The sequence below is a fragment of the Caulobacter sp. Root655 genome, from assembly GCF_001427665.1.
In the GTDB taxonomy this organism is placed as follows: Bacteria; Pseudomonadota; Alphaproteobacteria; order Caulobacterales; family Caulobacteraceae; genus Caulobacter.
This window is the reverse complement of sequence record NZ_LMHC01000001.1, coordinates 23170-43379: the sequence shown is the minus strand read 5'-3', so window position 1 is coordinate 43379 and position 20210 is coordinate 23170. Positions and strand designations below refer to the sequence as shown.

22 protein-coding genes are annotated in these 20210 nt (G+C 69.1%); 11 read left to right on the top strand and 11 right to left on the bottom strand.

The window, feature by feature from the left end; genetic code table 11:
• Nucleotides 1-40: 40 nt before the first annotated feature.
• The 3 genes from ASD79_RS00230 to ASD79_RS00220 form a co-directional block, all read right to left on the bottom strand.
• A complete protein-coding gene (locus tag ASD79_RS00230) occupies nucleotides 41-2221 on the bottom strand; it encodes a glycoside hydrolase family 3 protein (RefSeq protein ID WP_082584749.1) in 2181 nt (726 codons plus the stop codon).
• Between the two features lie 104 nt (nucleotides 2222-2325).
• On the bottom strand, nucleotides 2326-2979 hold the full coding sequence (locus ASD79_RS00225) for a TetR/AcrR family transcriptional regulator (protein WP_056718952.1): 654 nt from the start codon (nucleotides 2977-2979) through the stop codon (nucleotides 2326-2328).
• A 66-nt stretch (nucleotides 2980-3045) separates the two neighbouring features.
• Entirely contained in the window at nucleotides 3046-3312 is a 267-nt protein-coding gene (locus ASD79_RS00220; protein WP_056718951.1) for a hypothetical protein, read from the bottom strand.
• A 221-nt stretch (nucleotides 3313-3533) separates the two neighbouring features.
• Between ASD79_RS00220 and ASD79_RS00215 the strand changes: the two genes are divergently transcribed.
• Entirely contained in the window at nucleotides 3534-3896 is a 363-nt protein-coding gene (locus ASD79_RS00215) for a glycine zipper 2TM domain-containing protein (protein WP_056718949.1), read from the top strand.
• Between the two features lie 68 nt (nucleotides 3897-3964).
• Here the strand turns inward: ASD79_RS00215 and ASD79_RS00210 are convergent, their stop codons facing one another.
• The 4 genes from ASD79_RS00210 to ASD79_RS25375 are packed head-to-tail and all read right to left on the bottom strand — an operon-like array spanning nucleotide 3965 to nucleotide 6051.
• On the bottom strand, nucleotides 3965-4477 hold the full coding sequence (locus tag ASD79_RS00210; protein WP_056718947.1) for a DsbE family thiol:disulfide interchange protein: 513 nt from the start codon (nucleotides 4475-4477) through the stop codon (nucleotides 3965-3967).
• Nucleotides 4474-4668 carry a heme exporter protein CcmD gene (gene ccmD, locus ASD79_RS00205; protein ID WP_056718946.1) on the bottom strand — a complete coding sequence of 65 codons (195 nt, stop codon included), beginning with the start codon at nucleotides 4666-4668 and terminating at the stop codon, nucleotides 4474-4476. Before ccmD ends, ASD79_RS00210 begins: the two co-directional genes overlap by 4 nt.
• 17 nt (nucleotides 4669-4685) lie before the next feature.
• On the bottom strand, nucleotides 4686-5432 hold the full coding sequence (gene ccmC, locus ASD79_RS00200; protein WP_056718943.1) for a heme ABC transporter permease CcmC: 747 nt from the start codon (nucleotides 5430-5432) through the stop codon (nucleotides 4686-4688).
• A gap of 52 nt (nucleotides 5433-5484) precedes the next feature.
• Entirely contained in the window at nucleotides 5485-6051 is a 567-nt protein-coding gene (locus ASD79_RS25375) for a Spy/CpxP family protein refolding chaperone (RefSeq protein ID WP_056718941.1), read from the bottom strand.
• Nucleotides 6052-6259: 208 nt separating this feature from the next.
• On the opposite strand from ASD79_RS25375, the gene ASD79_RS00190 reads away from it, so the two are divergent.
• Nucleotides 6260-6610: a DUF3147 family protein gene (locus ASD79_RS00190; protein WP_056718938.1), complete on the top strand. Its 351-nt coding sequence runs from the start codon at nucleotides 6260-6262 to the stop codon at nucleotides 6608-6610.
• 35 nt (nucleotides 6611-6645) lie between these two features.
• On the top strand, nucleotides 6646-7530 hold the full coding sequence (locus ASD79_RS00185) for a DMT family transporter (RefSeq protein ID WP_056718935.1): 885 nt from the start codon (nucleotides 6646-6648) through the stop codon (nucleotides 7528-7530).
• A gap of 263 nt (nucleotides 7531-7793) precedes the next feature.
• Here ASD79_RS00185 and ccmB read toward each other — a convergent pair whose 3' ends face one another.
• The gene (gene ccmB, locus ASD79_RS00180) at nucleotides 7794-8459 is read right to left on the bottom strand and encodes a heme exporter protein CcmB (RefSeq protein ID WP_056718933.1); all 666 of its coding nucleotides are present in this window, start codon (nucleotides 8457-8459) and stop codon (nucleotides 7794-7796) included.
• Nucleotides 8456-9088: a heme ABC exporter ATP-binding protein CcmA gene (gene ccmA, locus ASD79_RS00175; RefSeq protein WP_056718932.1), complete on the bottom strand. Its 633-nt coding sequence runs from the start codon at nucleotides 9086-9088 to the stop codon at nucleotides 8456-8458. The genes ccmB and ccmA overlap by 4 nt, the downstream gene beginning before the upstream one ends.
• Before the next feature lie 193 nt (nucleotides 9089-9281).
• Here ccmA and acnA point away from each other — a divergent pair, with 193 nt between their 5' ends.
• The 3 genes from acnA (at nucleotide 9282) to ASD79_RS00160 (ending at nucleotide 14023) form a co-directional block, all read left to right on the top strand.
• Complete coding sequence (acnA, locus tag ASD79_RS00170; RefSeq protein WP_056718930.1) at nucleotides 9282-11969, top strand: aconitate hydratase AcnA; 2688 nt, start codon at nucleotides 9282-9284, stop codon at nucleotides 11967-11969.
• A 325-nt stretch (nucleotides 11970-12294) separates the two neighbouring features.
• A complete protein-coding gene (locus tag ASD79_RS00165) occupies nucleotides 12295-13005 on the top strand; it encodes a thioredoxin family protein (protein ID WP_056718928.1) in 711 nt (236 codons plus the stop codon).
• A 691-nt stretch (nucleotides 13006-13696) separates the two neighbouring features.
• Nucleotides 13697-14023 (top strand): DUF2794 domain-containing protein, encoded by a 327-nt coding sequence (locus ASD79_RS00160; RefSeq protein WP_056718926.1) that lies wholly within the window; start codon nucleotides 13697-13699, stop codon nucleotides 14021-14023.
• 126 nt (nucleotides 14024-14149) lie between these two features.
• Here the strand turns inward: ASD79_RS00160 and ASD79_RS00155 are convergent, their stop codons facing one another.
• Nucleotides 14150-14902, bottom strand: a complete 753-nt coding sequence (locus tag ASD79_RS00155; protein WP_007673533.1) for a Bax inhibitor-1/YccA family protein — start codon at nucleotides 14900-14902, stop codon at nucleotides 14150-14152.
• A gap of 145 nt (nucleotides 14903-15047) precedes the next feature.
• Here ASD79_RS00155 and ASD79_RS00150 point away from each other — a divergent pair, with 145 nt between their 5' ends.
• The 4 genes from ASD79_RS00150 to ASD79_RS00135 all read left to right on the top strand — a co-directional run bounded on the left by ASD79_RS00150 (nucleotide 15048) and on the right by ASD79_RS00135 (nucleotide 18772).
• The gene (locus tag ASD79_RS00150; protein WP_056718924.1) at nucleotides 15048-16100 is read left to right on the top strand and encodes an aldo/keto reductase; all 1053 of its coding nucleotides are present in this window, start codon (nucleotides 15048-15050) and stop codon (nucleotides 16098-16100) included.
• Between the two features lie 153 nt (nucleotides 16101-16253).
• Entirely contained in the window at nucleotides 16254-16790 is a 537-nt protein-coding gene (gene thpR, locus ASD79_RS00145; protein ID WP_056718922.1) for an RNA 2',3'-cyclic phosphodiesterase, read from the top strand.
• A gap of 108 nt (nucleotides 16791-16898) precedes the next feature.
• Nucleotides 16899-17360, top strand: coding sequence for a DUF4126 family protein (locus ASD79_RS00140; protein WP_056718920.1), 462 nt, complete (start codon nucleotides 16899-16901; stop codon nucleotides 17358-17360).
• 2 nt (nucleotides 17361-17362) lie between these two features.
• Nucleotides 17363-18772, top strand: a complete 1410-nt coding sequence (locus ASD79_RS00135; protein ID WP_056718918.1) for an FAD-containing oxidoreductase — start codon at nucleotides 17363-17365, stop codon at nucleotides 18770-18772.
• Between the two features lie 44 nt (nucleotides 18773-18816).
• Here ASD79_RS00135 and ASD79_RS00130 read toward each other — a convergent pair whose 3' ends face one another.
• Nucleotides 18817-19197, bottom strand: a complete 381-nt coding sequence (locus tag ASD79_RS00130) for a DUF2237 family protein (RefSeq protein WP_056718917.1) — start codon at nucleotides 19195-19197, stop codon at nucleotides 18817-18819.
• Between the two features lie 128 nt (nucleotides 19198-19325).
• Between ASD79_RS00130 and ASD79_RS00125 the strand changes: the two genes are divergently transcribed.
• Nucleotides 19326-20204: a CoA ester lyase gene (locus ASD79_RS00125; protein WP_056718914.1), complete on the top strand. Its 879-nt coding sequence runs from the start codon at nucleotides 19326-19328 to the stop codon at nucleotides 20202-20204.
• Nucleotides 20205-20210 lie beyond the last annotated feature (6 nt).

Here is a 20210-nt window from a genome sequence, read left to right as displayed (position 1 = left end):
GCACAAGGCCCGGGATGACGAGGTTAGGCGATGGGCCTGCTCACCAGGCCGCCGCCTTCAGCGCCACCTCGACCGGCGCGCCGAGATCCTCGGCTGAACGGCCCAGGGCGAAGCGATAGGCGCCCCCGGCGATCCGCCACTTGCCGTCACGCCAGCTGGCCAGCAGGCGTGGATCGACGGTCACCGACACCTCGCGCGTCTCGCCGGGCTTCAGGTCGACGCGGCTGAACCCGGCCAGGCGCTTGAGCGGCTTGCCGGCCGCCGAGACCAGGTAGAGCTGTGGCACGTCGGCCCCGGCCCGGGCGCCGACATTGGCCACCGAGAACCTGGCGGTGACACTCTTGCCGCTGACGGTCAGCGCCGGGGCGCCGTGCTCGAAGCGGGTGTAGGACAGGCCGTGGCCGAAGGCGAACAGCGGGGTTTCGCCCTTGGCCGCCAGCCAGCGATAGCCGACCTCGGCCCCTTCCTTGTAGTCGACCGCCAACGCGGTCCCCTCCGGCGCGCCGTAGCCGGCCAGCACCGGATGCGGGGTCTGGGCCAGGCTCTTGGGGAAGGTCATCGGCAGGCGGCCGGAGGGCGAGACCGCGCCGGTCAGCACGTCGGCGATCGCCGCCCCGCCTTCCTGGCCCGGATACCAGGCCTCGACCACCGCCTTGACGTCGCCCAGCCACGGCATGGCGACCGGGTTGCCGGTCTCCAGCACGACGACGACGTTGGGGTTGGCCTTGGCGACGGCCGCGATCAGGGCGTCCTGGCCGTTGGCCAGGGTGAGCGAGCCGCTGTCGACGCCCTCGCTCTGCCACTGGGTGGCGAAGACGATGACCACATCGGCCTTGGCGGCGGCCAGGACGGCCGCTTCGGGCGCGTAGCCGCTGTCGAAGGAGACCTTGGCGTCGGGCAGAGCCTTGCGCAGCGCCCGGAGCGGCGAGGACGGCACGATCACCTGGCGACCGAGCACCTCCATGAAGCCGGGACCGCCGGACGGGATGTAGGTGGCCTGGCCGCCGACCGGACTGACCTGGCTGGAGCCGCCGCCCGACATCACCCCGGCGTCGGCATAGCCGCCGACCACCAGGATCGACTTGGCGCTAGCGGCCAGGGGCAAGGCGCCGTCGTTCTTCAGCAGCACGACGCCTTGCGTCGCCGCCTCGCGCGCCACCTGGCCGTTGGCGGCGTAGTCGATCGCCATATCGACCGGCTCCCAGTCGGCGCCGACCGCGTAGATCGAGCGCAGCACGCGGCGCACCGCGTCGGACACCCGCGCCCTGGAGACCCGGCCGGCCGCGACCTCGGCCTTCAGCGGGCCGTCGAAGAACCGGGACTTGTCGAGCTGCGAGCCCGACTGCTGGTCGAGGCCGGCGGCGAAATAGCCGACGTCATGCACCGCGCCCCAGTCCGACATCACCCAGCCCTTATAGGCCCAGTCGCCCTTCAGCACGCCGTTGAGCAGCGGGTCGTTGCCGCAGGCATAGGCTCCGTTGACCTGGTTGTAGGCGCACATCACCGAGCCGGGCTGGCCGCGCTCGATGCCGATCTCGAAGGCCAGCAGGTCGGACTCGCGATGGGCCGCGGGATCAATGCGCGCATCGACGGTCATGCGCAGGGTTTCCTGGGCGTTGAGCGCGAAGTGCTTGATGGTCGAGATCACCCCCTGGCTCTGTACGCCGCGGATCGACTCGCCGGCCAGGACCCCGGCCAGCAGCGGATCCTCGCCGAGATATTCGAAATTGCGGCCGTTGCGTGGGTCGCGGGTCAGGTTCATGCCACCGGCCAGCAGCACGTTGAAGCCCTTGGCCCGGGCCTCGCCGCCGACCATCGCGCCGCCGCGATAGGCCAGGTCGGGGTTGAAGCTGGCCGCCAGGGACAGGCCCGAGGGCAGGGCGGTGGCGACGTCGCCCGGGCGCATCTGCATGACGTTGGAAACGCCCAGGCTGGCGTCGGTCTCGCGCAGGGCCGGCACGCCCAGGCGCGGCACGCCGGACACATAGCCGGCGCTGGGTTTGACGCCCGGCGGAATGGTCACCGTCGCCATGCCGGGAAAGGCCACCGGCATGATGCCGCTCAGCAGGCTGAAGCGTTCGTCGTCGGTCATCCGCGCTTCGGTCGCCGCCGCGCGGGCGTCGGGATCCTTGGCCGGAGTCGCCGGGGTCGCGGCGTGGGCGGGCGCGCCCAGGCCCAGGGCGGTGGTGGCCAGCAAGGCGGCGACGGATAGTTTCGGCATGTTCCCTCCGGGTCGCTGCCGTCTTGGTGGCGGCATGCGACGGTGACTGACCAATCGGTCAGTCCATTACTGACCCAAGGGTCAGTCGCGCACAAGCGGGAAGTTCAGGCCTCGGTCCGGTCGCCCCAGGCCCGCTCGAGCAGGCCCACCACCGAGTTGGCGTAGCCGTCGATGAAGGCCTTGTCCCGGGTGTCGACGCCCAGGGCCCGCTCCCAGACCGCAGCGTTGGCCACGAAATGCTGCACGCCGCCGGTCAGCATGTTCTGCAGGTGCACGGGCTCGATGGGAGGCAGGACGCCCTCGGCGATCAGCCGGCGCACATAGAGGTCGAAGTCGTGGACGTGGCGCTTGAGGTGGCGCTCGGCGATCCATTCGCTGCGCCAGTTGGCCGTGGCCCCCTCGATCAGCGGGATCAGCACATAGGCCGGGTTGAGGCGGCAGGCCTCGAAATAGGTGCGCACGAACCCCCGCAGGTCGCCCCAGGTCTTGGGGTCGTCGCCCTCGCGCTCGGCGTAGAACCGCTCCACCTCGGCGAACACGTGGTCGACCGTGTCGTACCAGAGCTGCTCCTTGGAGGTGAAATGGTAGAGCAGGTTGGCCTTGCGCACGCCGGACTCGGCGGCGATGTCGTCCAGCGACACGGCTTCGTAGCTGGCGCGCGAGAAGCGGCGGGCGGCGACTTCAAGCACCAGCGAGCGGGTCTCGTCCCGGGTCCGGCGCGGCGGGGCGGAGCGAGCGGGTTTCGGATCGTCGGACATATCGGTAGCGCCCCTTGAGCCTTGGACCCTCAAACGGGCGCGACACGATCCCCGTGAACGGTGCGTCTAGACCAGGATATTCAGCAGCGAGCCCGGACGCAGCACCTTTTGCGGCGGCTCGGTCGGCTGGACGAACGGCCGGGCCGGCGGCTGGCGTTGCGGCTGGGCCTGGGTCTGCAGCTGGACGGCGATCGGCGGCGCGGTCGGGCGCGCGGCGGCGGCGTCGCCGACCGCGGCCTGGAAGAACGCCGCCGCGCGCGAACCGCCGGCGCCCTGCGTCGAAACGGGCCTCGGCGGAACGGTCTGCAGGCCGGTGGGGCGGATCGTGCTCATGGACGCGACTCTAGCATGGTTAACGCAAGGTCGGCGAGCATGGTCAACGCGCGGTTAATGGTCGCGATTTCAGGCCAAAATTCGGCCAGAACCTGAACGCCAGATGAAGGACCGGCCTTGGGTTGGTTCAGTCCGGCAGGCCTAGGGTGCGTCCAAGGTCATTCGAGATCGGGGCTCGATGACTGGTCGGAATTGAATTTGAACCACCGGAAGGACACCCGATGAAGACCGCCATTTCTCTGATCGCCGCTGGCGCCTCGGCCCTGAGCCTGATGGTCGCGCCGACCTTCGCCTCGGCCCATGACGGTCGCTACTACAGCGATCATCATCGCTACGAGAGCCGTTATGACGATCGCTATGACCGTCGTTACGACCGTCGTCATGACAACCGCCGCTACAACAGCTACGAGCGCTGCCGCTCCGACCGCAAGAGCGGCAAGGCCACCGGCGCGGTTCTGGGCGCCCTGGGCGGCGCGCTGATCGGCAACGCGGTGTCGAACGGCAACCGTACCCCCGGCACCCTGCTGGGCGCCGGCGCCGGCGCCTATGTCGGCAGCCAGGTCGGCAAGGGTTCGCGCTGCTAAACCCGGAGGCCTGATTTCCAGCCTTCGCGATCCCGGACGACCGAAAGGTCGCTCCGGGATTTCGCGTTTCAGTGCAGCTTCTTCAGCAGGTCCCTGGCGTCGGCGTCGGTCAGGGGGCCGCTGTGCTTGGCCAGGATCACGCCGTCGGCCCCGACCAGGTAGGTCTCGGGCACGCCGGTGACGCCGAACTCGACGCCGGCCCGGCCGCTGCGGTCCATCAGCTTGACCGCGAAGGGGTCGCCCAGCTCGTCGAGGAACGCGCGGGTCTTGCCGGGCTCGTCCTTGTAGGCGACGCCGACCACGGTGACGCCCTGGGCCTTGAGCGCCATCAGCTGCGGCTGCTCGATGCGGCAGGGGGCGCACCACGACGCGAAGAAGTTGATCAGGCGCGGGCCGCCGGGCGTCTCGCGCACCGCCACCTTGGCGCCGGTGTCGAGGTCAGGCAGCACCACCGCCGGGACCGGCTTGCCGACCAGGGCGGCGGGCTGGACGCGCGGGTCGTGCTTGAGGGCGTAGCCGGCGAACAGCACGCCCAGGGCGACCAGCACGACCAGCGGCGCGAAACCCAGCCAGCGCTTCACGACTTGCCGCCCTTGGCCCGGCCACCCTTGGACTGGGCGTCGCGCAACGCCTGCAGCCGCTCGGCCTCGCGCCGCCAGCGGCGGGCCGAGGCCAGGCTGTCGGCGATCATCCAGACGAAGGCGCCCGCCGTCAGGGCGAAGGCCGGCCAGACATAGATCGCATATTTTCCGGCGTCGAAATCGAAGTGCATCGGCTAGCCCCCAATCCTCAGCTTTCAGCTGCTTGCAGGGCCAGGGCCCGCGCCTTGCGCCGCCAGACCAGGGCCCGGATCCGCACCAGCCATAGCGACCCGAAGGCCGACAGATAGGCCAGGCTCATCACCAGCATCGGCCAGGCATAGACCGCCGGCAGGCCGTTGCCGGGCTTGGCCAGCAGGGTGGACGAACCCTGGTGCAGGCTGTTCCACCACTCGACCGAGAACTTGACGATCGGCAGGTTGATCAGGCCGACCAGGGCCAGGATGGCGGCGGCCCGGGCGGCCTTCTGCTCGTCCTCCAGCGCCGAGCGCAGGGCCAGGTAGCCGAGATAGAACAGCAGCAGCACCAGCACCGAGGTCAGGCGGGCGTCCCACACCCACCAGGTTCCCCACATCGGCTTGCCCCACAGCGAGCCGGTAACCAGGGCCAGGGCCGTGAAGCCCGCGCCCAGCGGGGCGCAGGCCACGGCGGCGGCGTCGGCCAGGGCGTGGCGGAAGACCAGGGCCAGGAAGCTGGCGATCCCCAGGCAGAGATAGACGAACAGGCTGAGCGAGGCGGCCGGCACGTGGATGAACATCATCCGCACGGTGTCGCCCTGCTGGTAGTCCTCGGGCGCGGCGAAGGTCAGGACCAGGCCGATCGCGGCCAGGATCGCGGCGAGCACGCCGAACATCGGCGCGGCCCAGCGGGAGAACGCCATGAACCGCTCGGGGTTCGTCAGGAAGTCCAGCGGGTGGTGAGGATCACGGGCGCCCATCCGCGTGCATTAGAATGCCTGGAGAGCGCCCGCAATCTTCGATCTGGCCTCCTCAGCCCGCCTTGCGCCTACCCGCGATCGGGGGAGGGCCGTCGGGGCCGCCCTTCATGCGGCGCACCTCGATGCGGCGCATCATCGGACCATGGCCGCCGAGCATCGGCCCCAGGGCGTCGAACGCCTTCTGCTGGCTGGGCGACAGGGCGGCGTAGAAGCCGCGGGTGGCGGCGGACCGGGCCTTGAAGGCCTCGGCGGCGCGAGCCATGTGCTCGGCCTCGCGGTCCAGGCGCTGGGGCGTGGTCAGCGGAGCGCTGGGGCCGTCTTCGTCGTCGTGCTTCCAGTCCGCGTGGTCCTTCGGTTCGATCGCCGCCAGATAGGCCTTCAGGGCGCCGTCCTGGTCGGACCGCAATTGCAGCACATCGCGAAGGTGCTGGGCGCGGGCCTCCGGGTCCATGCGGTGGCGGTGCATCATCGGCGGGCCACCGGGACCGTCGGGACCGTCATCGGCCATCGGCGGCGGGCCGGGCGGCGGCGGACCGTCCTGGGCGACGGCGATCGCCGCGGTGGAAAGGCTGAATGCGGCCGCGGCCAGGATGGCGAGGCGGCTCGGCTGGAGGCGCATGGGTTTAGCTCCGGTGGAATGTCCCTGGGCCGGAACCTTGAGCCGTCGTGTAACGCTGGAATGTCAGAAACCCGGGCGAATGTTGCAGGATTGACGGAGACCGGCGGCGTAAGGGCTTGATGGCCCGCGACAGTCTCGCGTCCCGCCCATTCGTCGCTCGCCCATTCCTCACTCGCCCATTCCTCACTCGCTCAGGGGTCCTCGAAAAATGCTGTATCTGCTGGTCAAGGCCGCCGCCTCGGGCGTGATCATCGCCCTGGTGTCGGAGATCGCCCGCCGTCAGCCCGGCTTCGGGGCTCTGGTCGCGTCCCTGCCGCTGATCTCGATCCTCGGCATGATCTGGCTGTGGCGCGACACCCATGACGTCGGGCGGATGGCGACCCACGTCGAGGCCACCTTCTGGTACGTGCTGCCGTCGCTGCCGATGTTCCTGATCGTCCCGGCCCTGCTGCGACGGGGGGTCGGCTTCTGGCCCGCGCTGCTGACAGGTTGTGGCGTGACGATAGGGCTCTATCTGACCATGACGACGCTGGGACCACGGTTCGGGCTGAAGCTCTGATATCCAGGACAGGCGAAATGCGTCAGGAAGCGCCCATGAACCGCGTCGCCTTCCTCGCCCTCGCCCTGTCCGGAATCTGCTGGGGCCTGGGCTTCCCGCTCGGCAAGTTCGTGCTGACGGAAACCAACGCCGCCCACATGGTGCTGCTGCGGTTCGCGGTGGCGGCCATCGCCGCCTTGCCGTTCGCCCTGGCGCGAGCCGAGACCCGGGCCCTGTTCCGTTCGCCGGTGATCCTGGCGGCCGGCGCGTTGTACGGCCTGGCCTTCATGGTGCAGTTCGAGGGCCTGGCCCATGTTAGCGTCACCCTGGCGGCGCTGCTGGTCGGGGCCATGCCGGCGCTGATCGCCATTTCGGCCAAGCTGCTGGGCGAAAAGGTCAGCCGCGCCTCGTGGATCGGCGTGGCGGCGGCGACCCTGGGGGCGGCGCTGATCGCCGGCAAGCCGGACGGGGCCGGATCGCCGCTGGGCGTGGCCCTGTCGCTGGGCTCGCTGCTGATCTTCCTGGCCTGGCTGATCGTGCTGCGGCGCGCGCCGGCCTCCCCGACCCCGATGGCGATCCCGGCCGTGACGGTGATCATCGCGGCGTTCACGGTCCTGCCGATCGCCCTGTTCATGCACGGCCCGCCCAAGCTGGCCCTCAGTCCGCCGGTCTGGGCGGCGATCGTCGGGCAGGGCGTGCTGGCCACCCTGCTGGCCACCGCCGCCTGGCAGTTCGGCTCGGCCCGGGTCGGAGCGGCCAGCGCCGGGGTGTTCATCAATATCGAGCCGCTGATGGGGGCCTGTATCGGGGTGATGCTGTTCGGCGACCACCTGACCTTCGCCCTTGGGGCCGGCGGCCTGCTGATCATCGCCGGCAGCTTCATCGTGGTGCTGGGCGAGAAGCGCGAGGCGCCGGTCTGCGCCAGCGCGGGGCCGATCTAGAATCCCTCTCTCTTTGAGAGAGGGAGGGGCCCATGGCGAAGCCATGGGAGGGTGAGAGGTTACAACCTCTCAGAATAGAGCTCCGGCGAAGACAGCGTTGACGGCATCGACGGTGGAAGCCTGGCCCCCTTCTTGAGACGCTCGATGGCCTAGGATTTGCTGGGTGGGCGGTGAAACCTCTCACCCTCCCACCGCCTGCGGCGGCGGGCCCCTCCCTCTCTCAAAGAGAGAGGGGTTCTAGCAAAGAGAGAGGGGTTCTGGTGCTAATCCAGCGCATTCCTGCATGCCGCCGCCATGGCGATCGGACCCAGGGCCACCGCCGCCGCTGAATAGGCCAGCAGCAGCAGCAGCCCGCCGGTCCACGGCAGGCCGCCGGCCAGGGCGTCGAGGGCGCCGGCTCCGAAGATCACCGGCGGCACATAGAGCGGCAGGACGATCACCGCCACCAGCAGGCCGCCGCGCTTGCTGCCCAGGGCCAGGCTGGCGCCCAGCCCGCCGAGGAACGAGAAGGCCAGGCCCCCGGCCAGGGCGCAGGCGATCAACAGCGGGATGATGGCCGTCGAGGCCCCCAGGGCCAGGGCGGCGATCGGGGCGGCCAGGGCCAGGGGCGCACCGGCCGCCAGCCAGTGGGCCAGGCATTTCGCGACGGCTACCGCCTCGAGGGGGGCTGGACCAAGGGCCAGCAGGTCCAGCGCCCCGTCCTCGAAATCGCGCTCGAACAGGCGCTCCAGCGACAGCAGGGCCGCCAGGGCCAGGGCCAGCCAGGCGATGCCCGGGGCCAGCGAGGCCAGGCGTTCGGGCGCGCGGCCGGCGGCCAGGGGCAGCAGGGTGACGACGCAGGCGTAGAAGGCCAGGGCCAGCAGCGGCCCGCCGCCCTTGCCCCAGGCCAGGGCCAACTCGCGGCGCAGCAGGACGAGAAAGGCGCTCATCCTCCGATCTCCATGGATCGGCCAATTTCTACATTGAGACTGGGGATGGGCAGGGGATCGTGCACCGCCGCCAGGATCATGCCGCCGCTGGCCAGGTGCTCGGCCATCAGGGTCCCGAACCCCTCGCGGTGGCCGGCGTCCAGCGGAGCCATCGGCTCGTCCAGCAGCCACAGCGAGCGGGGACTGGCCAGCAGCCGGGCCAGGGCGACGCGCCGGCGCTGGCCGGCCGACAGGCGGCGGACCTCCAGGTCCAGCAGGCGCTCCAGGTCCAGCCGGGTCACGGCGTCGCGGGCCGAGGCCTCCGAGCCGCCGGTCCACCGGGTCTGGAACAGCAGCTCCTCCCAGGCCGAGCGCGTCGACTTCAGGCCGTCGTGATGACCGACCATGTGCAGCGCCTCGGCCCGGGCGGTCTCGGCCTCCAGTTCGCCGGCCGCGCCGTCGAACGCGATGTTTCCCGCATCCGGGCGCAGAAGTCCGGCCACCGCCCGCAACAGACTGGTCTTGCCGGCGCCGTTGCGTCCCGTCAGCGCGACCGCTTCGCCGGCCCCGATCTCAAGGTTCAGCCCCGAGAACAGCCGCCGTTCGCCGCGAACAAGACTTAAGTCCTTGATGCGAATAGTTCTCAACATAGGTCCAATGACCCCAAGACCCTGCCCTGTGCATGGACGTTGCCGACGACGAGGGCTAAGAAGCCCTCGGCCGTCACCCTCCACATTGGATGGGGCGTACGCGGCGCGGGGATGGACGCTGTGGGTCCGCCTCGATCGCGCGATCCCGGGAGTGGTTTTCCGGCGGCCGTGGACAGAGAAGGGATCTCCCGAAATGGCGTCTGTAGACAGCCTCAAAACCCGCCGCGAACTTGTCGTCGGCGGCAAGACCTACGTCTATTACAGCCTTCGCGCCGCCGAGGAAGCGGGTCTGACCGAAACCAGCAAGCTGCCGGTGTCGATGAAGGTGCTGCTCGAGAACCTGCTGCGCTACGAAGACGGCGTTTCGGTTCGCGAAGACGACCTCAAGGCCGTCGCCAACTGGCTGGTCAACAAGGGCAGCGTCGAGCACGAAATCAGCTTCCGCCCGGCCCGCGTGCTGATGCAGGACTTCACCGGCGTTCCGGCCGTCGTCGACCTGGCCGCCATGCGCGACGCCATGGTCGCCCTCGGCGCCGACCCGGCCAAGATCAACCCGCTCAACCCCGTCGACCTGGTCATCGACCACTCGGTGATGGTCGACAACTTCGGCAACCCCAAGGCCTTCGACGACAACGTCAAGCGCGAGTACGAGCGTAACCTCGAGCGTTACCGCTTCCTGCGCTGGGGCTCGTCGGCGTTCAACAACTTCCGCGTCGTGCCCCCGGGCACCGGAATTTGTCACCAGGTGAACCTTGAGTACCTGGCTCAAACCGTCTGGACCAACGAAGCCGAAGGCGAAACCACCGCCTATCCCGACACCGTCGTCGGCACCGACAGCCACACCACCATGGTCAACGGCCTGTCGGTCCTGGGCTGGGGCGTGGGCGGCATCGAGGCCGAGGCCGCGATGCTGGGCCAGCCGATCCCGATGCTGATTCCGGAAGTCATCGGCTTCAAGCTGACCGGCGCCATGCCGGAAGGCGCGACGGCCACCGACCTGGTGCTGACCGTCACCCAGATGCTGCGCAAGAAGGGCGTGGTCGGCAAGTTCGTCGAATTCTACGGCGACGCCCTGGCCAACCTGACCCTGGAAGACCAGGCGACCATCGCCAACATGGCTCCGGAATACGGCGCCACCTGCGGCTTCTTCCCGGTCAGCGCCTCGACCGTGGCCTACCTCAAGGGCACCGGCCGCGACGCCGCCCGCGTGGCGCTGGTGGAAGCCTACGCCAAGGAACAGGGCCTGTGGTGGGAGCCCGGCGTGGCCGAGCCGACCTTCAGCGACAGCCTGGAGCTGGACCTGGCGGCCGTCCTGCCGTCGCTGGCCGGCCCCAAGCGTCCGCAGGACCGCGTGCTGCTGACCGAATCCGCCGCCAAGTTCGCCGAGTCCCTGGCCGGTGAGTTCGGCAAGGCCGAGGCCCCGGGCGCCCGCGTGCCGGTCGAGGGCGAGAACTTCGACGTCGGCCACGGCGACGTGGTCATCGCGGCCATCACCAGCTGCACCAACACCTCCAACCCCAGCGTCCTGATCGCCGCCGGCCTGCTGGCCAAGAACGCGGTGGCCAAGGGCCTGAAGGCCAAGCCGTGGGTGAAGACCTCGCTGGCCCCCGGCTCGCAGGTGGTCACCGACTATCTGCTGAAGGCCGGCCTGACCAAGCACCTGGACGCTCTGGGCTTCAACCTGGTCGGTTACGGCTGCACCACCTGCATCGGCAACTCCGGCCCGCTGCCGGAGAACATCAGCAAGGCCGTCAACGACGCCGACCTGGTGGCCTGCTCGGTGCTGTCGGGCAACCGCAACTTCGAAGGCCGGGTGAACCCGGACGTCCGCGCCAACTACCTGGCCTCGCCACCGCTGGTGGTGGCCTACGCCCTGGCCGGCTCGATGAAGATCGACCTGACCACCCAGCCGCTGGGCCAGGACAAGAAGGGCGCCGATGTCTTCCTGAAGGACATCTGGCCCACCAACGAGGAGATCGCCGCCGTCCAGCGCAAGGCGGTCACCGAGAAGATGTTCGCCACCCGCTACGCCGACGTCTTCAAGGGCGACAAGAACTGGCAGGGGATCAAGATCACCGGCGGCCAGACCTACGCCTGGGAAGGTGACAGCACCTACGTGCAGAACCCGCCCTACTTCCCCAACATGTCGATGACCCCGACCCCGGTCACCGACATCGTGGAAGCCCGCGTCCTGGCGGTGTTCGGCGACTCGATCACCACCGATCACATCAGCCCGGCCGGTTCGATCAAGAAGACCAGCCCCGCTGGCCAATACCTGATCGACCACGGCGTCGATCCCCTGGACTTCAACGGCTACGGCGCGCGGCGCGGCAACCACCAGGTGATGATGCGCGGCACCTTCGCCAACATCCGCATCCGCAACCGGATCACCCCGGACATCGAAGGCGGCGTGACCAAGCACTTCCCCTCGGGCGAGGTGATGTCGATCTATGACGCGGCGATGAAGTACCAGGCCGAGGGCCGTCCGGCCGTGGTGTTCGGCGGCAAGGAATACGGCACCGGCAGCTCGCGTGACTGGGCCGCCAAGGGCACCAAGCTTCTGGGCGTCCGCGCGGTGATCTGCGAAAGCTTCGAGCGCATCCACCGGTCCAACCTGGTCGGCATGGGCGTGCTGCCGCTGCAGTTCGTGCAGGAAGGCTGGCAGAAGCTGGAACTGACGGGCGAGGAGATCGTCTCGATCCGCGGCCTGCAGGACCTGGCGCCGCGCAAGCAGCTGATCGTCGAGCTCTACCGCCCGACCGACGGCCGCATCGCCCGCTTCCCGGTCCGTTGCCGCATCGACACCCCGACCGAGCTTGAGTATTTCAAGAACGGCGGCGTGCTGAACTACGTCCTGCGCAACCTGGCCAAGGCCGACTAGAGCACGGAGCCGAGGCCCACAGGCCTTCGCGACGATTGAGCCGGACCCTTCGGGGTCCGGCTTTTTCTTTGGTCGCTCGCGGCGACGTCCTGCGTCCTTCGAGGCTCGGCTATGCCTCGCACCTCAGGATGAGGAATTCAGCAACAACGCTCCTCTTCCTGAGGCGCCCACGGAGTGGGCCTCGAAGGACGCAAGGCGACAACCACCGTTCCGAGCGCCATTTCCCCGAAAAACCCCGCCTTCCGCTCTCTACCCTCCAAAGAACGCCGCCTTCACGGCCTCGTGAACGGCCAGCGACCACGATCTTGGCTTAAGTGCCCCGCACATGCGTCAGGCCTTCCTCACTCTTCTCGTCACAACTCTCGCGAGCCTCACGGCCGGGTCGGCGCTCGCCGCCAAGTCGCCGGTGGTCGTCGAGCTGTTCACCGCCCAGGGCTGCTCGTCCTGCGGCAAGGCCAATCAGGTCGTCGCCGACCTGGCCGACGACAAGGGCGTGCTGGCCCTGACCTATTCGGTCGACTACTGGGACTATCTCGGCTGGAGCGACACCTTCGCCAAGCCGGCCTTCGCGTCGCGCCAGCGCGCCTACGCCCAGAAGTTCTCGCTGCGCGACGTGCCGACCCCGCAGGTGGTGATCTCGGGCCGCGAACAGGCCTCCGGAGCCAAGGCCGAGGCGGTCGAGACCCTGGTCAAGACCGCGGCCAAGGCTCCGGCCAACCCGCCGGACATGGAATTCGTCGGCGACAACCGCGTGGCCGTCGGCTCGGGCCCCGCCCCGCGTGGCGGCGGCGAGGTCTGGCTGGTGCGCTACGACCCGCGCGAGCAGGAGATCGCCGTCAAGCGCGGCGACAACCGCGGCCAGACCCTGGTGCATCGCAACGTGGTGCGCGAGCTGACCCGGCTGGGCCCGTGGGCCGGCCGGCCCAAGCTGTATCGCCTGACCGCGTCCGGCGACGACGCGCTGAAGACGGTGATCATCGTCCAGGGCGCCAAGGGCGGCCGGGTGATCGGCGTGCTGCAGGAAGAGACGAAGTAGGAAGGAAGGTCCTCCCCCTGTGGGGGAGGCGGTCGCCAAGCGACCGGTGGGCGCTCAATCCAGGCCGTGGCCACCGGCCCAAACTCCCCCCACCGTCGGCCACGCCGACACCTCCCCCAGAGGGGGAGGAACAAAAAAGAAAAGCCCGCGCATCGAGGGGACGAATGCGCGAGCTTCTTAGGGGGAGGGGATTGTCGGCCGACCGGGGCTTCGAGCCCGGGAGGGGCTGGGGGGCAATCAGGTCCGAACCCGAGGCGTCCGATCAGCCGACACTGGATTTATGCCGCCGCAAACGGGCTTCGGAAGGGCGCGATCAAGGTCGTTTCGCGGCCGTTCGTGTCGCCGGTGTGTTCGCCCGCTCCAGAGCCGCGCACACGCGAAAACCCCGCGTGGAGAGGGGCGCCACGCGGGGTCTCAGGGATATTCTTAGAGGGCTCTGTCGGCCGACCGGCCCACGATAAAGGGGGCTGGGGGGGCTGTTCAGGATCCTGAACCGCAGGGGTTCCGATCAGCCGACACCGTCAAACTGCTGGGGCAAACAGGCGGTCGAAAGTCCGAATTAAGGTCATTCCGTGGCGGGTCGCGACGGGGCTTGGATTATCGGCCGGCCCTGTAGCCCCGCGGCAACGCTTGGCGAAACCCGCACGGCGGCGCTCGCGTCGGGACCCGATTTGGGTTTAGGATTCGCTCGATGGCCCTGGATTCCCGTCCCGCCGCCGGCGTCGTTTTCTTCGAGCGTCGTGAGATCGACCAGCTCTTGCGGCTCTATGGCCGCATGGTCGCGGCCGGCGAGTGGCGCGACTACGGTATGGCCGGCCTGGCCGACCACGCGGTGTTCTCGGTGTTTCGCCACGCCGCCGAGTCGCCGCTCTACCGCATCGAGAAGCACCCGGCCCTGGCCCGCAAGCAGGGCGAATGGGCGGTGATCGGCCAGGGCGGCCTGACGCTGAAGCGCGGCCACGATCTGGGACAGGTGCTGCGGATGTTCGATAAGGGACGGTTCAAGGTGGTGGATTGAGGTCGGCGTGACGCCCCCTCCGTCACGATGCGTCGTCGCATCGACGCCACCTCCCCCGCGATGCGGGAGGAATAAAAAAGCCCCGGCGGTTTCCCGCCGGGGCTCTCGTTGTTTCAGGCCTGGCGTCTAACGGCGGCTGCCGAAGATGCTGAGCAGGAATTGGAACAGGTTGATGAAGTTCAGATAGAGGTTCAGCGCGCCGTAGTTGGTGGCCACGGCCATCGACTGCTGGTCTCCGCCCATCTGGTAGTAGCTCATCTTCAGGTTCTGGGTGTCGTAGGCGATCAGGCCCGAGAAGATCAGCACGCCCAGGACGCTGATGATGAAGCTCAGGCCCGGCAGGTGGAAGATCGCCTGCACGAGCGAGGCGACCACCAGGCCGATCAGGCCCATGATCAGGAAGCTGCCGAAACCCGTCAGGTCCTTCTTGGTGGTGTAGCCGAACAGGCTCAGGCCGCCGAAGGCGATGGCGGTGATCAGGAAGGTCTGGGCCACCGAGGCGCCGGTATAGGCCAGCAGCCAGACGCCCAGGCCGGCGCCGATGGTCGCCACCAGCGCCCAGTAGAAGATGCCGGAGGAGCGGGCGGTCGGGTTCTTCATGGCGAACATCGAGATGAGGATCATCACGATGGGCGCGAAGCGGATCACGGTGCCCAGCAGGGTGAAGCCGGCCAGGCGGCCGTCCGGGGTCACCAGGTAGAGCAGGTTGGTGACCGGCGCGTAGGCGCTGGTCAGGAAGGCCAGGCCGGCCGACAGCAGGAGGCCGAGCGCCACCTTGTTGTAGACGCCGAGCATGAAGCTACGCAGGCCGGCGTCAACCGACATGTCGGCGCGATCCACCGGGATCGAGCGCGCGTAGCCGCGGTTGAGGTCGTTCATCGGGGTAAAGCCCTTCGAAAAGCATCACGTCCTTGCCGGACGCCCCCTGAATATCGGGGTAGCGCGAGTATCATGCAAGATGTTGCGCTTTCCGTGGCGCGTGCCCGTTCGTAAATAGACGCCAGACAAACTCGAGCGAGGCGACATGGATTACGTGGAACTCGGCCGGACCGGCATCCAGGTCTCGCGCTGCTGCCTGGGCACGATGACCTGGGGCTCGCAGAACAGCGAGGCGGAAGCCCACGAACAGATGGACTACGCCCTGGGCCAGGGCGTGACCTTCTGGGACACCGCCGAGATGTACTCCAGCCCGCCCAGCCCCGAGACCCAGGGCAATACCGAGCGCCATATCGGCTCGTGGCTGAAGAAGACCGGCAAGCGCCAGGAGATCGTCCTGGCCTCCAAGGTCGCCGGCCGGGGCAACGCATTCGGCGGCCTGGCCTGGATGCGCGCCGACGGCGGCTCGACCCGCCAGACCCGCGCCCAGATCGACGAAGCCATCGAGGGCTCGCTCAAGCGCCTGAACACCGACTATCTCGACCTCTACCAGCTGCACTGGCCCGATCGGCCGGTGCGGGTGTTCGGCGGCCAGACCTACAAGGACTACGAGCAGGATTTCGAGAGCTTCGGCGACATCCTCGAGGCCCTCGACGTCCATGTGAAGAAGGGAACCCTGCGGTCGATCGGGGTCTCCAACGAGTTCCCCTGGGGGGTGATGCGCTTCCTGGCCGAGAGCGAGACGCGCGGCCTGCCGCGCATCGCCTCGATCCAGAACGCCTACCACCTGGCCAACCGCACCTACGAATACGGCCTGGCCGAGATCGCCATGCGCGAACAGGTCGGCCTGCTGGCCTATTCGCCGCTGGCCCAGGGGGCCCTGACCGGCAAGTACCTGGACGGCAAGCTGCCGGAAGGCTCGCGCAAGGCGCTGTACAACCGCATGCAGCGCTACGAGGGCCCCGGCGCCGAGCCGGCGATCCGCGGCTATGTCGACATCGCCGCCCATTTCGGCCTCGACCCGGCGCAGCTGGCCCTGAAATTCTGCGACACGCGGGCGTTCGTCACCGCCACCATCATCGGCGCGACCTCGATGGACCAGCTGAAGACCAATATCGGCGCCTTCGACGTGACCTGGACCGAGGAGATGGAAAAGGCGGTCAACGCGCTGCACGCGCTGCAGCCCAATCCCTGTCCGTAAGAACAGGTCCTCCCCCTCTGGGGGAGGTGTCGGCGCAGCCGACGGAGGGGGGAGTTCGCCGAGAAAGCCAATGGCTCCCCCCACCGGCCTACGGCCGCCTCCCCCACGGGGGGAGGGCTTTGTCGGACGGACCGGTCGGAGGTAAGAAAGCCCATGATCCGCCTGTTCACCGCCATCGCCCTGCCTCGCGAGTTCGGCGAGGACCTCGTTCCGCGCCAGTACGGCATCGACGGCGCCCGCTGGCGGCCCGTGGAGGCCTTTCACATCACCCTGAAGTTCATCGGCGACGTCCAGGAGACCCAGGCCGCCGACCTGGATGAGGAACTCCAGACCATCCAGGCCCCGGCCTTCGACCTGTCGCTGGCCGGGGTCGGCCACTTCGGCGAGGGGGTCGAGATCCACGCCGTCTGGGCCGGCGTCGCCGAAAGCCCCGACCTGCGCCACCTGGCCAAGGCCAACGAAGCCGCCGCCCGCCGGGCCGGCCTCAAGCCCGAGACCCGGGCCTACACGCCGCACGTCACCCTGGCCTATCTGAAGCGGCCGCCCGTCCCCGAGGTCGCCGCCTGGATCCAGGGCCACAACCTGCTGCGCTCGCCGCCGTTCCGAGTCGACCGGTTCGGGCTGTATTCCAGCTGGCGCACCAGCGAGGGCTCGGCCTACCGGCTGGAGACGGAATATCCGCTGGGGTGAGGCGGGCGCTTCCCACGAGAGCCGGAACGTCCAAGAACACCACCGATACTTGCGATTTTCTCCGGGCGCGCGCCAGATCACGGTGACGCTCAACGGACGGAGCCTCGGATGTCCCTCTATCTCTTCGCCCTGCTGATCGGGGTGGTGGCCGGCCTGCGGGCCATGACCGCCCCCGCCGCCGTCGCCTGGGGCGCGCATCTGGGCCTCATTCCGCTGCAAGGCACGCCGCTGGCCTGGCTGGGCGGCAATATCGCCACCTGGACCTTCACCGTCCTGGCGGTGCTGGAACTGGTCGCCGACCAGTTGCCCAAGACCCCCAGCCGCAAGGTCCCGGTGCAGTTCGGCACGCGCGTCCTCACCGGCGCCGTCTCTGGCGCGGCGATCGGCATGACCGCCAATGTCTGGATCGGCGGGGCCGTCGCCGGCGCGATCGGCGCGGTGGTCGGGACGCTGGCCGGCGCCGACTTGCGCGGCCGTCTGGCCAAGGCGTTTGGCAAGGACCTGCCGGCCGCCCTGCTGGAAGACCTGGTCGCGGTCGGCGGCGCGGCCCTGATCGTCTCGGCCCTCTAGGCATGGCGACCCGGACCTTCGACGCCATCATCATCGGCGGCGGCCAGGCGGGCCCCGCGCTGGCCGGCCGGCTGACCGCCGCCGGCCAGACCGTGGCCCTGGTCGAGCGCAAGCTGCTGGGCGGCACCTGCGTCAACACCGGCTGCATGCCGACCAAGACCCTGGTGGCCAGCGCCTACGCCGCCCACCTGGCCCGCCGCGCCGCCGACTATGGCGTGACCTTCGACGGCCCAATGGACGTCAAGGTCGGGGTCGACATGAAGACGGTCCACGACCGCGCCCAGACCGTCACCCTCAACGCCCGCCGCAATCTCGCGACCTGGCTGGACGGCATGAAGGGCTGCACGGTCATCCAGGGCCACGCCCGCTTCGAGTCGACCACCACCGTGCGGGTCGGCGACGACCTGCTGAGCGCCCCGAAGATCTTCATCAATGTCGGCGGCCGGGCCAATGCGCCGGACATGCCGGGCCTCTCCGACATCTCGTACCTGACCAATGTCGGCATGATGGAGATCGACGCGCTTCCCAGGCATCTGGTGATCGTCGGCGGCAGCTATATCGGCCTGGAGTTCGCCCAGATGTACCGGCGCTTCGGCGCCGAGGTCACCGTGGTCGAGATGGGCCCGCGCCTGATCGGCCGCGAGGACCCGGAAATCTCCGACGCGGTGCGCACGATCCTGGAAGGCGAGGGGATCAGCGTCCGCCTCAACGCCGAATGCATCGCCTTCGCCCCCTGTGATGAAGGCGTCTGCGTCCACGTCACCTGCCAGGCCGGCGCGCCCCAGGTCACCGGCTCGCACGTGCTGCTGGCCATCGGCCGCAAGCCCAATACCGACGACCTGGGCCTGGAAGTGGCCGGGATCGCCGTGGACAAGCGCGGCTACATCGTCGTCGACGACCAGCTGCGCACCACGGTTCCGGGCGTCTGGGCGATGGGCGACTGCAACGGCAAGGGCGCCTTCACCCACACCGCCTACAACGACTTCGAGATCATCGCCGCCAACCTGCTGGACCCAAATCTTGAGGGAGGGGATCCCAGAAAAGTCAGCGACCGGATCACCTGCTACGGCCTCTATATCGATCCGCCGCTGGGCCGCGTGGGGATGACCGAGGCCGAGGTCCGCGCCTCGGGCCGCCCGGCCCTGGTCGGCGCGCGGCCGATGACCCGGGTCGGCCGCGCCGTCGAGAAGGGCGAGACGCTGGGCTTCATGAAGGTGGTGGTCGATGCGCAGACCAAGCAGATCCTCGGCGCGGCGATCCTCGGCCTCAACGGCGACGAAGTGGTCCACGGCATGCTCGACCTGATGTACGCCAAGGCGCCCTACACGACGATCCAGCGGGCGGTGCACATCCACCCGACGGTGTCGGAGCTGGTCCCGACGATGCTGGGCGAGCTGAAACCGCTGGTTTGATCCTCGACCGGGGACATGCACTTGTGCGTGTCCCCGGCTCCTGATCACGCCACCGCGTGGTCCTTCAGCACCCCCAGGGTCACCACCGCCAGCATCTCCTCGTGGCTGGCCTCCAGCACCACCGGCGGGGCGACGCCGGCGTCGAGGGCTTCCTTCCAGCGGCCGGCGCACAGGCACCAGCGGTCGCCGGGCAGCAGGCCTCGGAAGGCGAACTCCGGGCGCGGGGTCGACAGGTCGTTGCCGGTGGCCCGCGAGAAGGCCAGGAACTCCTCGGTCATCACCGCGCACACGGTGTGCAGGCCCAGGTCATGTGGCCCGGTCTCGCAGCAGCCGTTGCGGTAGAAGCCTGTCACCGGGTTCAGCGAGCAGGGCTGCAGCTCCTGGCCCAGGACGTTCTTGGCGGTATCGTCATAGCGCGTGGTCATGTCGTGAGCTTACCCCCGTTTGGGGGAATCTCGACACCGTTCAGCCATCAGGATGCGTGACGACTTCCGGTGACGCTCGCCAGATGCTTAAGAGGAACGGCAAGACCAGGAACTCGAGCGGGAGCCTCATGTCCGACATCGCCCGGCCGCGCCGCAGCGCCCTCTACATGCCGGCCTCCAACGCCAAGGCGGTGGACAAGGCCCGCACCCTGGACGCCGACGTGATCATCCTCGACCTGGAGGACGCCGTGGCCCCGGAGATGAAGGACGCCGCCCGCGCCGCCGCCGTGGCCGCGGTCAAGGCCGGGGGTTTCGGCCCCCGCGAGGTCGTCATCCGCGTCAATGGCCTGGACACCCCCTGGGGCGAGGCCGACCTCAAGGCCGCCGCGCAGGCCGGCCCGGACGCGGTGCTGGTCCCCAAGGTCAATGACGCGGCCGACGTCCACGCCTACCAGGCCGCCCTGCACGCGGCGCCCGCCCATACCCGGCTCTGGACGATGATCGAGACCGGCAAGGCCGTCTTCCACCTGTGGGAGATCGCCGCCGCCGCGCGGACCACCCGGCTGAGCGGCTGGGTGATGGGGGTCAACGACCTGGCCAAGGAGATGCGGGCCCGCCAGACCCCCGGCCGCGAGGCCTTCCTGCCGATCCTGTCGCTGTCGGTGGCCGCCGCCCGAGCCCACGGCCTGACCATCCTGGACGGGGTGCACAACGACATCGACGACCTGGACGCCTTGGAGGCGGTCTGCGGCCAGGCCGTGGACTTCGGCTTCGACGGCAAGACCCTGATCCACCCCAAGCACCTGGAAATCTGCAACCGCGCCTTCTCGCCGACGCCGGACGAGATCACCTGGAGCCGGGCGGTGATCGCCGCCTTCGCCGCGCCCGAGAACGCCGGCAGGGGCGCGCTGCGGGTCGAGGGCAAGATGGCCGAGCGCCTGCACCTCGTTCAGGCCGAGCGGCTGGTGGCGGTGGCCGCCGCCATCGCCGCACGCTCGGCGGCCTGAGGACGA

What these genes read in the sequence shown, in the direction of transcription:
- ASD79_RS00160 (WP_056718926.1), top strand. Translation starts at nt 13,697, where the DNA reads ATGGCCCTGGATTCCCGTCCCGCCGCCGGCGTCGTTTTCTTCGAGCGT.
- ASD79_RS00215 (WP_056718949.1), top strand. Translation starts at nt 3,534, where the DNA reads ATGAAGACCGCCATTTCTCTGATCGCCGCTGGCGCCTCGGCCCTGAGC.
- ccmC (WP_056718943.1), bottom strand. Translation starts at nt 5,432, where the DNA reads ATGGGCGCCCGTGATCCTCACCACCCGCTGGACTTCCTGACGAACCCC.
- ASD79_RS00130 (WP_056718917.1), bottom strand. Translation starts at nt 19,197, where the DNA reads ATGACCACGCGCTATGACGATACCGCCAAGAACGTCCTGGGCCAGGAG.
- ccmD (WP_056718946.1), bottom strand. Translation starts at nt 4,668, where the DNA reads ATGCACTTCGATTTCGACGCCGGAAAATATGCGATCTATGTCTGGCCG.
- ASD79_RS00165 (WP_056718928.1), top strand. Translation starts at nt 12,295, where the DNA reads ATGCGTCAGGCCTTCCTCACTCTTCTCGTCACAACTCTCGCGAGCCTC.
- ASD79_RS00140 (WP_056718920.1), top strand. Translation starts at nt 16,899, where the DNA reads ATGTCCCTCTATCTCTTCGCCCTGCTGATCGGGGTGGTGGCCGGCCTG.
- ASD79_RS00135 (WP_056718918.1), top strand. Translation starts at nt 17,363, where the DNA reads ATGGCGACCCGGACCTTCGACGCCATCATCATCGGCGGCGGCCAGGCG.
- ASD79_RS00220 (WP_056718951.1), bottom strand. Translation starts at nt 3,312, where the DNA reads ATGAGCACGATCCGCCCCACCGGCCTGCAGACCGTTCCGCCGAGGCCC.
- thpR (WP_056718922.1), top strand. Translation starts at nt 16,254, where the DNA reads ATGATCCGCCTGTTCACCGCCATCGCCCTGCCTCGCGAGTTCGGCGAG.
- ASD79_RS25375 (WP_056718941.1), bottom strand. Translation starts at nt 6,051, where the DNA reads ATGCGCCTCCAGCCGAGCCGCCTCGCCATCCTGGCCGCGGCCGCATTC.
- ccmB (WP_056718933.1), bottom strand. Translation starts at nt 8,459, where the DNA reads ATGAGCGCCTTTCTCGTCCTGCTGCGCCGCGAGTTGGCCCTGGCCTGG.
- ASD79_RS00225 (WP_056718952.1), bottom strand. Translation starts at nt 2,979, where the DNA reads ATGTCCGACGATCCGAAACCCGCTCGCTCCGCCCCGCCGCGCCGGACC.
- ASD79_RS00125 (WP_056718914.1), top strand. Translation starts at nt 19,326, where the DNA reads ATGTCCGACATCGCCCGGCCGCGCCGCAGCGCCCTCTACATGCCGGCC.
- ASD79_RS00190 (WP_056718938.1), top strand. Translation starts at nt 6,260, where the DNA reads ATGCTGTATCTGCTGGTCAAGGCCGCCGCCTCGGGCGTGATCATCGCC.
- ASD79_RS00185 (WP_056718935.1), top strand. Translation starts at nt 6,646, where the DNA reads ATGAACCGCGTCGCCTTCCTCGCCCTCGCCCTGTCCGGAATCTGCTGG.
- acnA (WP_056718930.1), top strand. Translation starts at nt 9,282, where the DNA reads ATGGCGTCTGTAGACAGCCTCAAAACCCGCCGCGAACTTGTCGTCGGC.
- ASD79_RS00155 (WP_007673533.1), bottom strand. Translation starts at nt 14,902, where the DNA reads ATGAACGACCTCAACCGCGGCTACGCGCGCTCGATCCCGGTGGATCGC.
- ASD79_RS00230 (WP_082584749.1), bottom strand. Translation starts at nt 2,221, where the DNA reads ATGCCGAAACTATCCGTCGCCGCCTTGCTGGCCACCACCGCCCTGGGC.
- ASD79_RS00150 (WP_056718924.1), top strand. Translation starts at nt 15,048, where the DNA reads ATGGATTACGTGGAACTCGGCCGGACCGGCATCCAGGTCTCGCGCTGC.
- ccmA (WP_056718932.1), bottom strand. Translation starts at nt 9,088, where the DNA reads ATGTTGAGAACTATTCGCATCAAGGACTTAAGTCTTGTTCGCGGCGAA.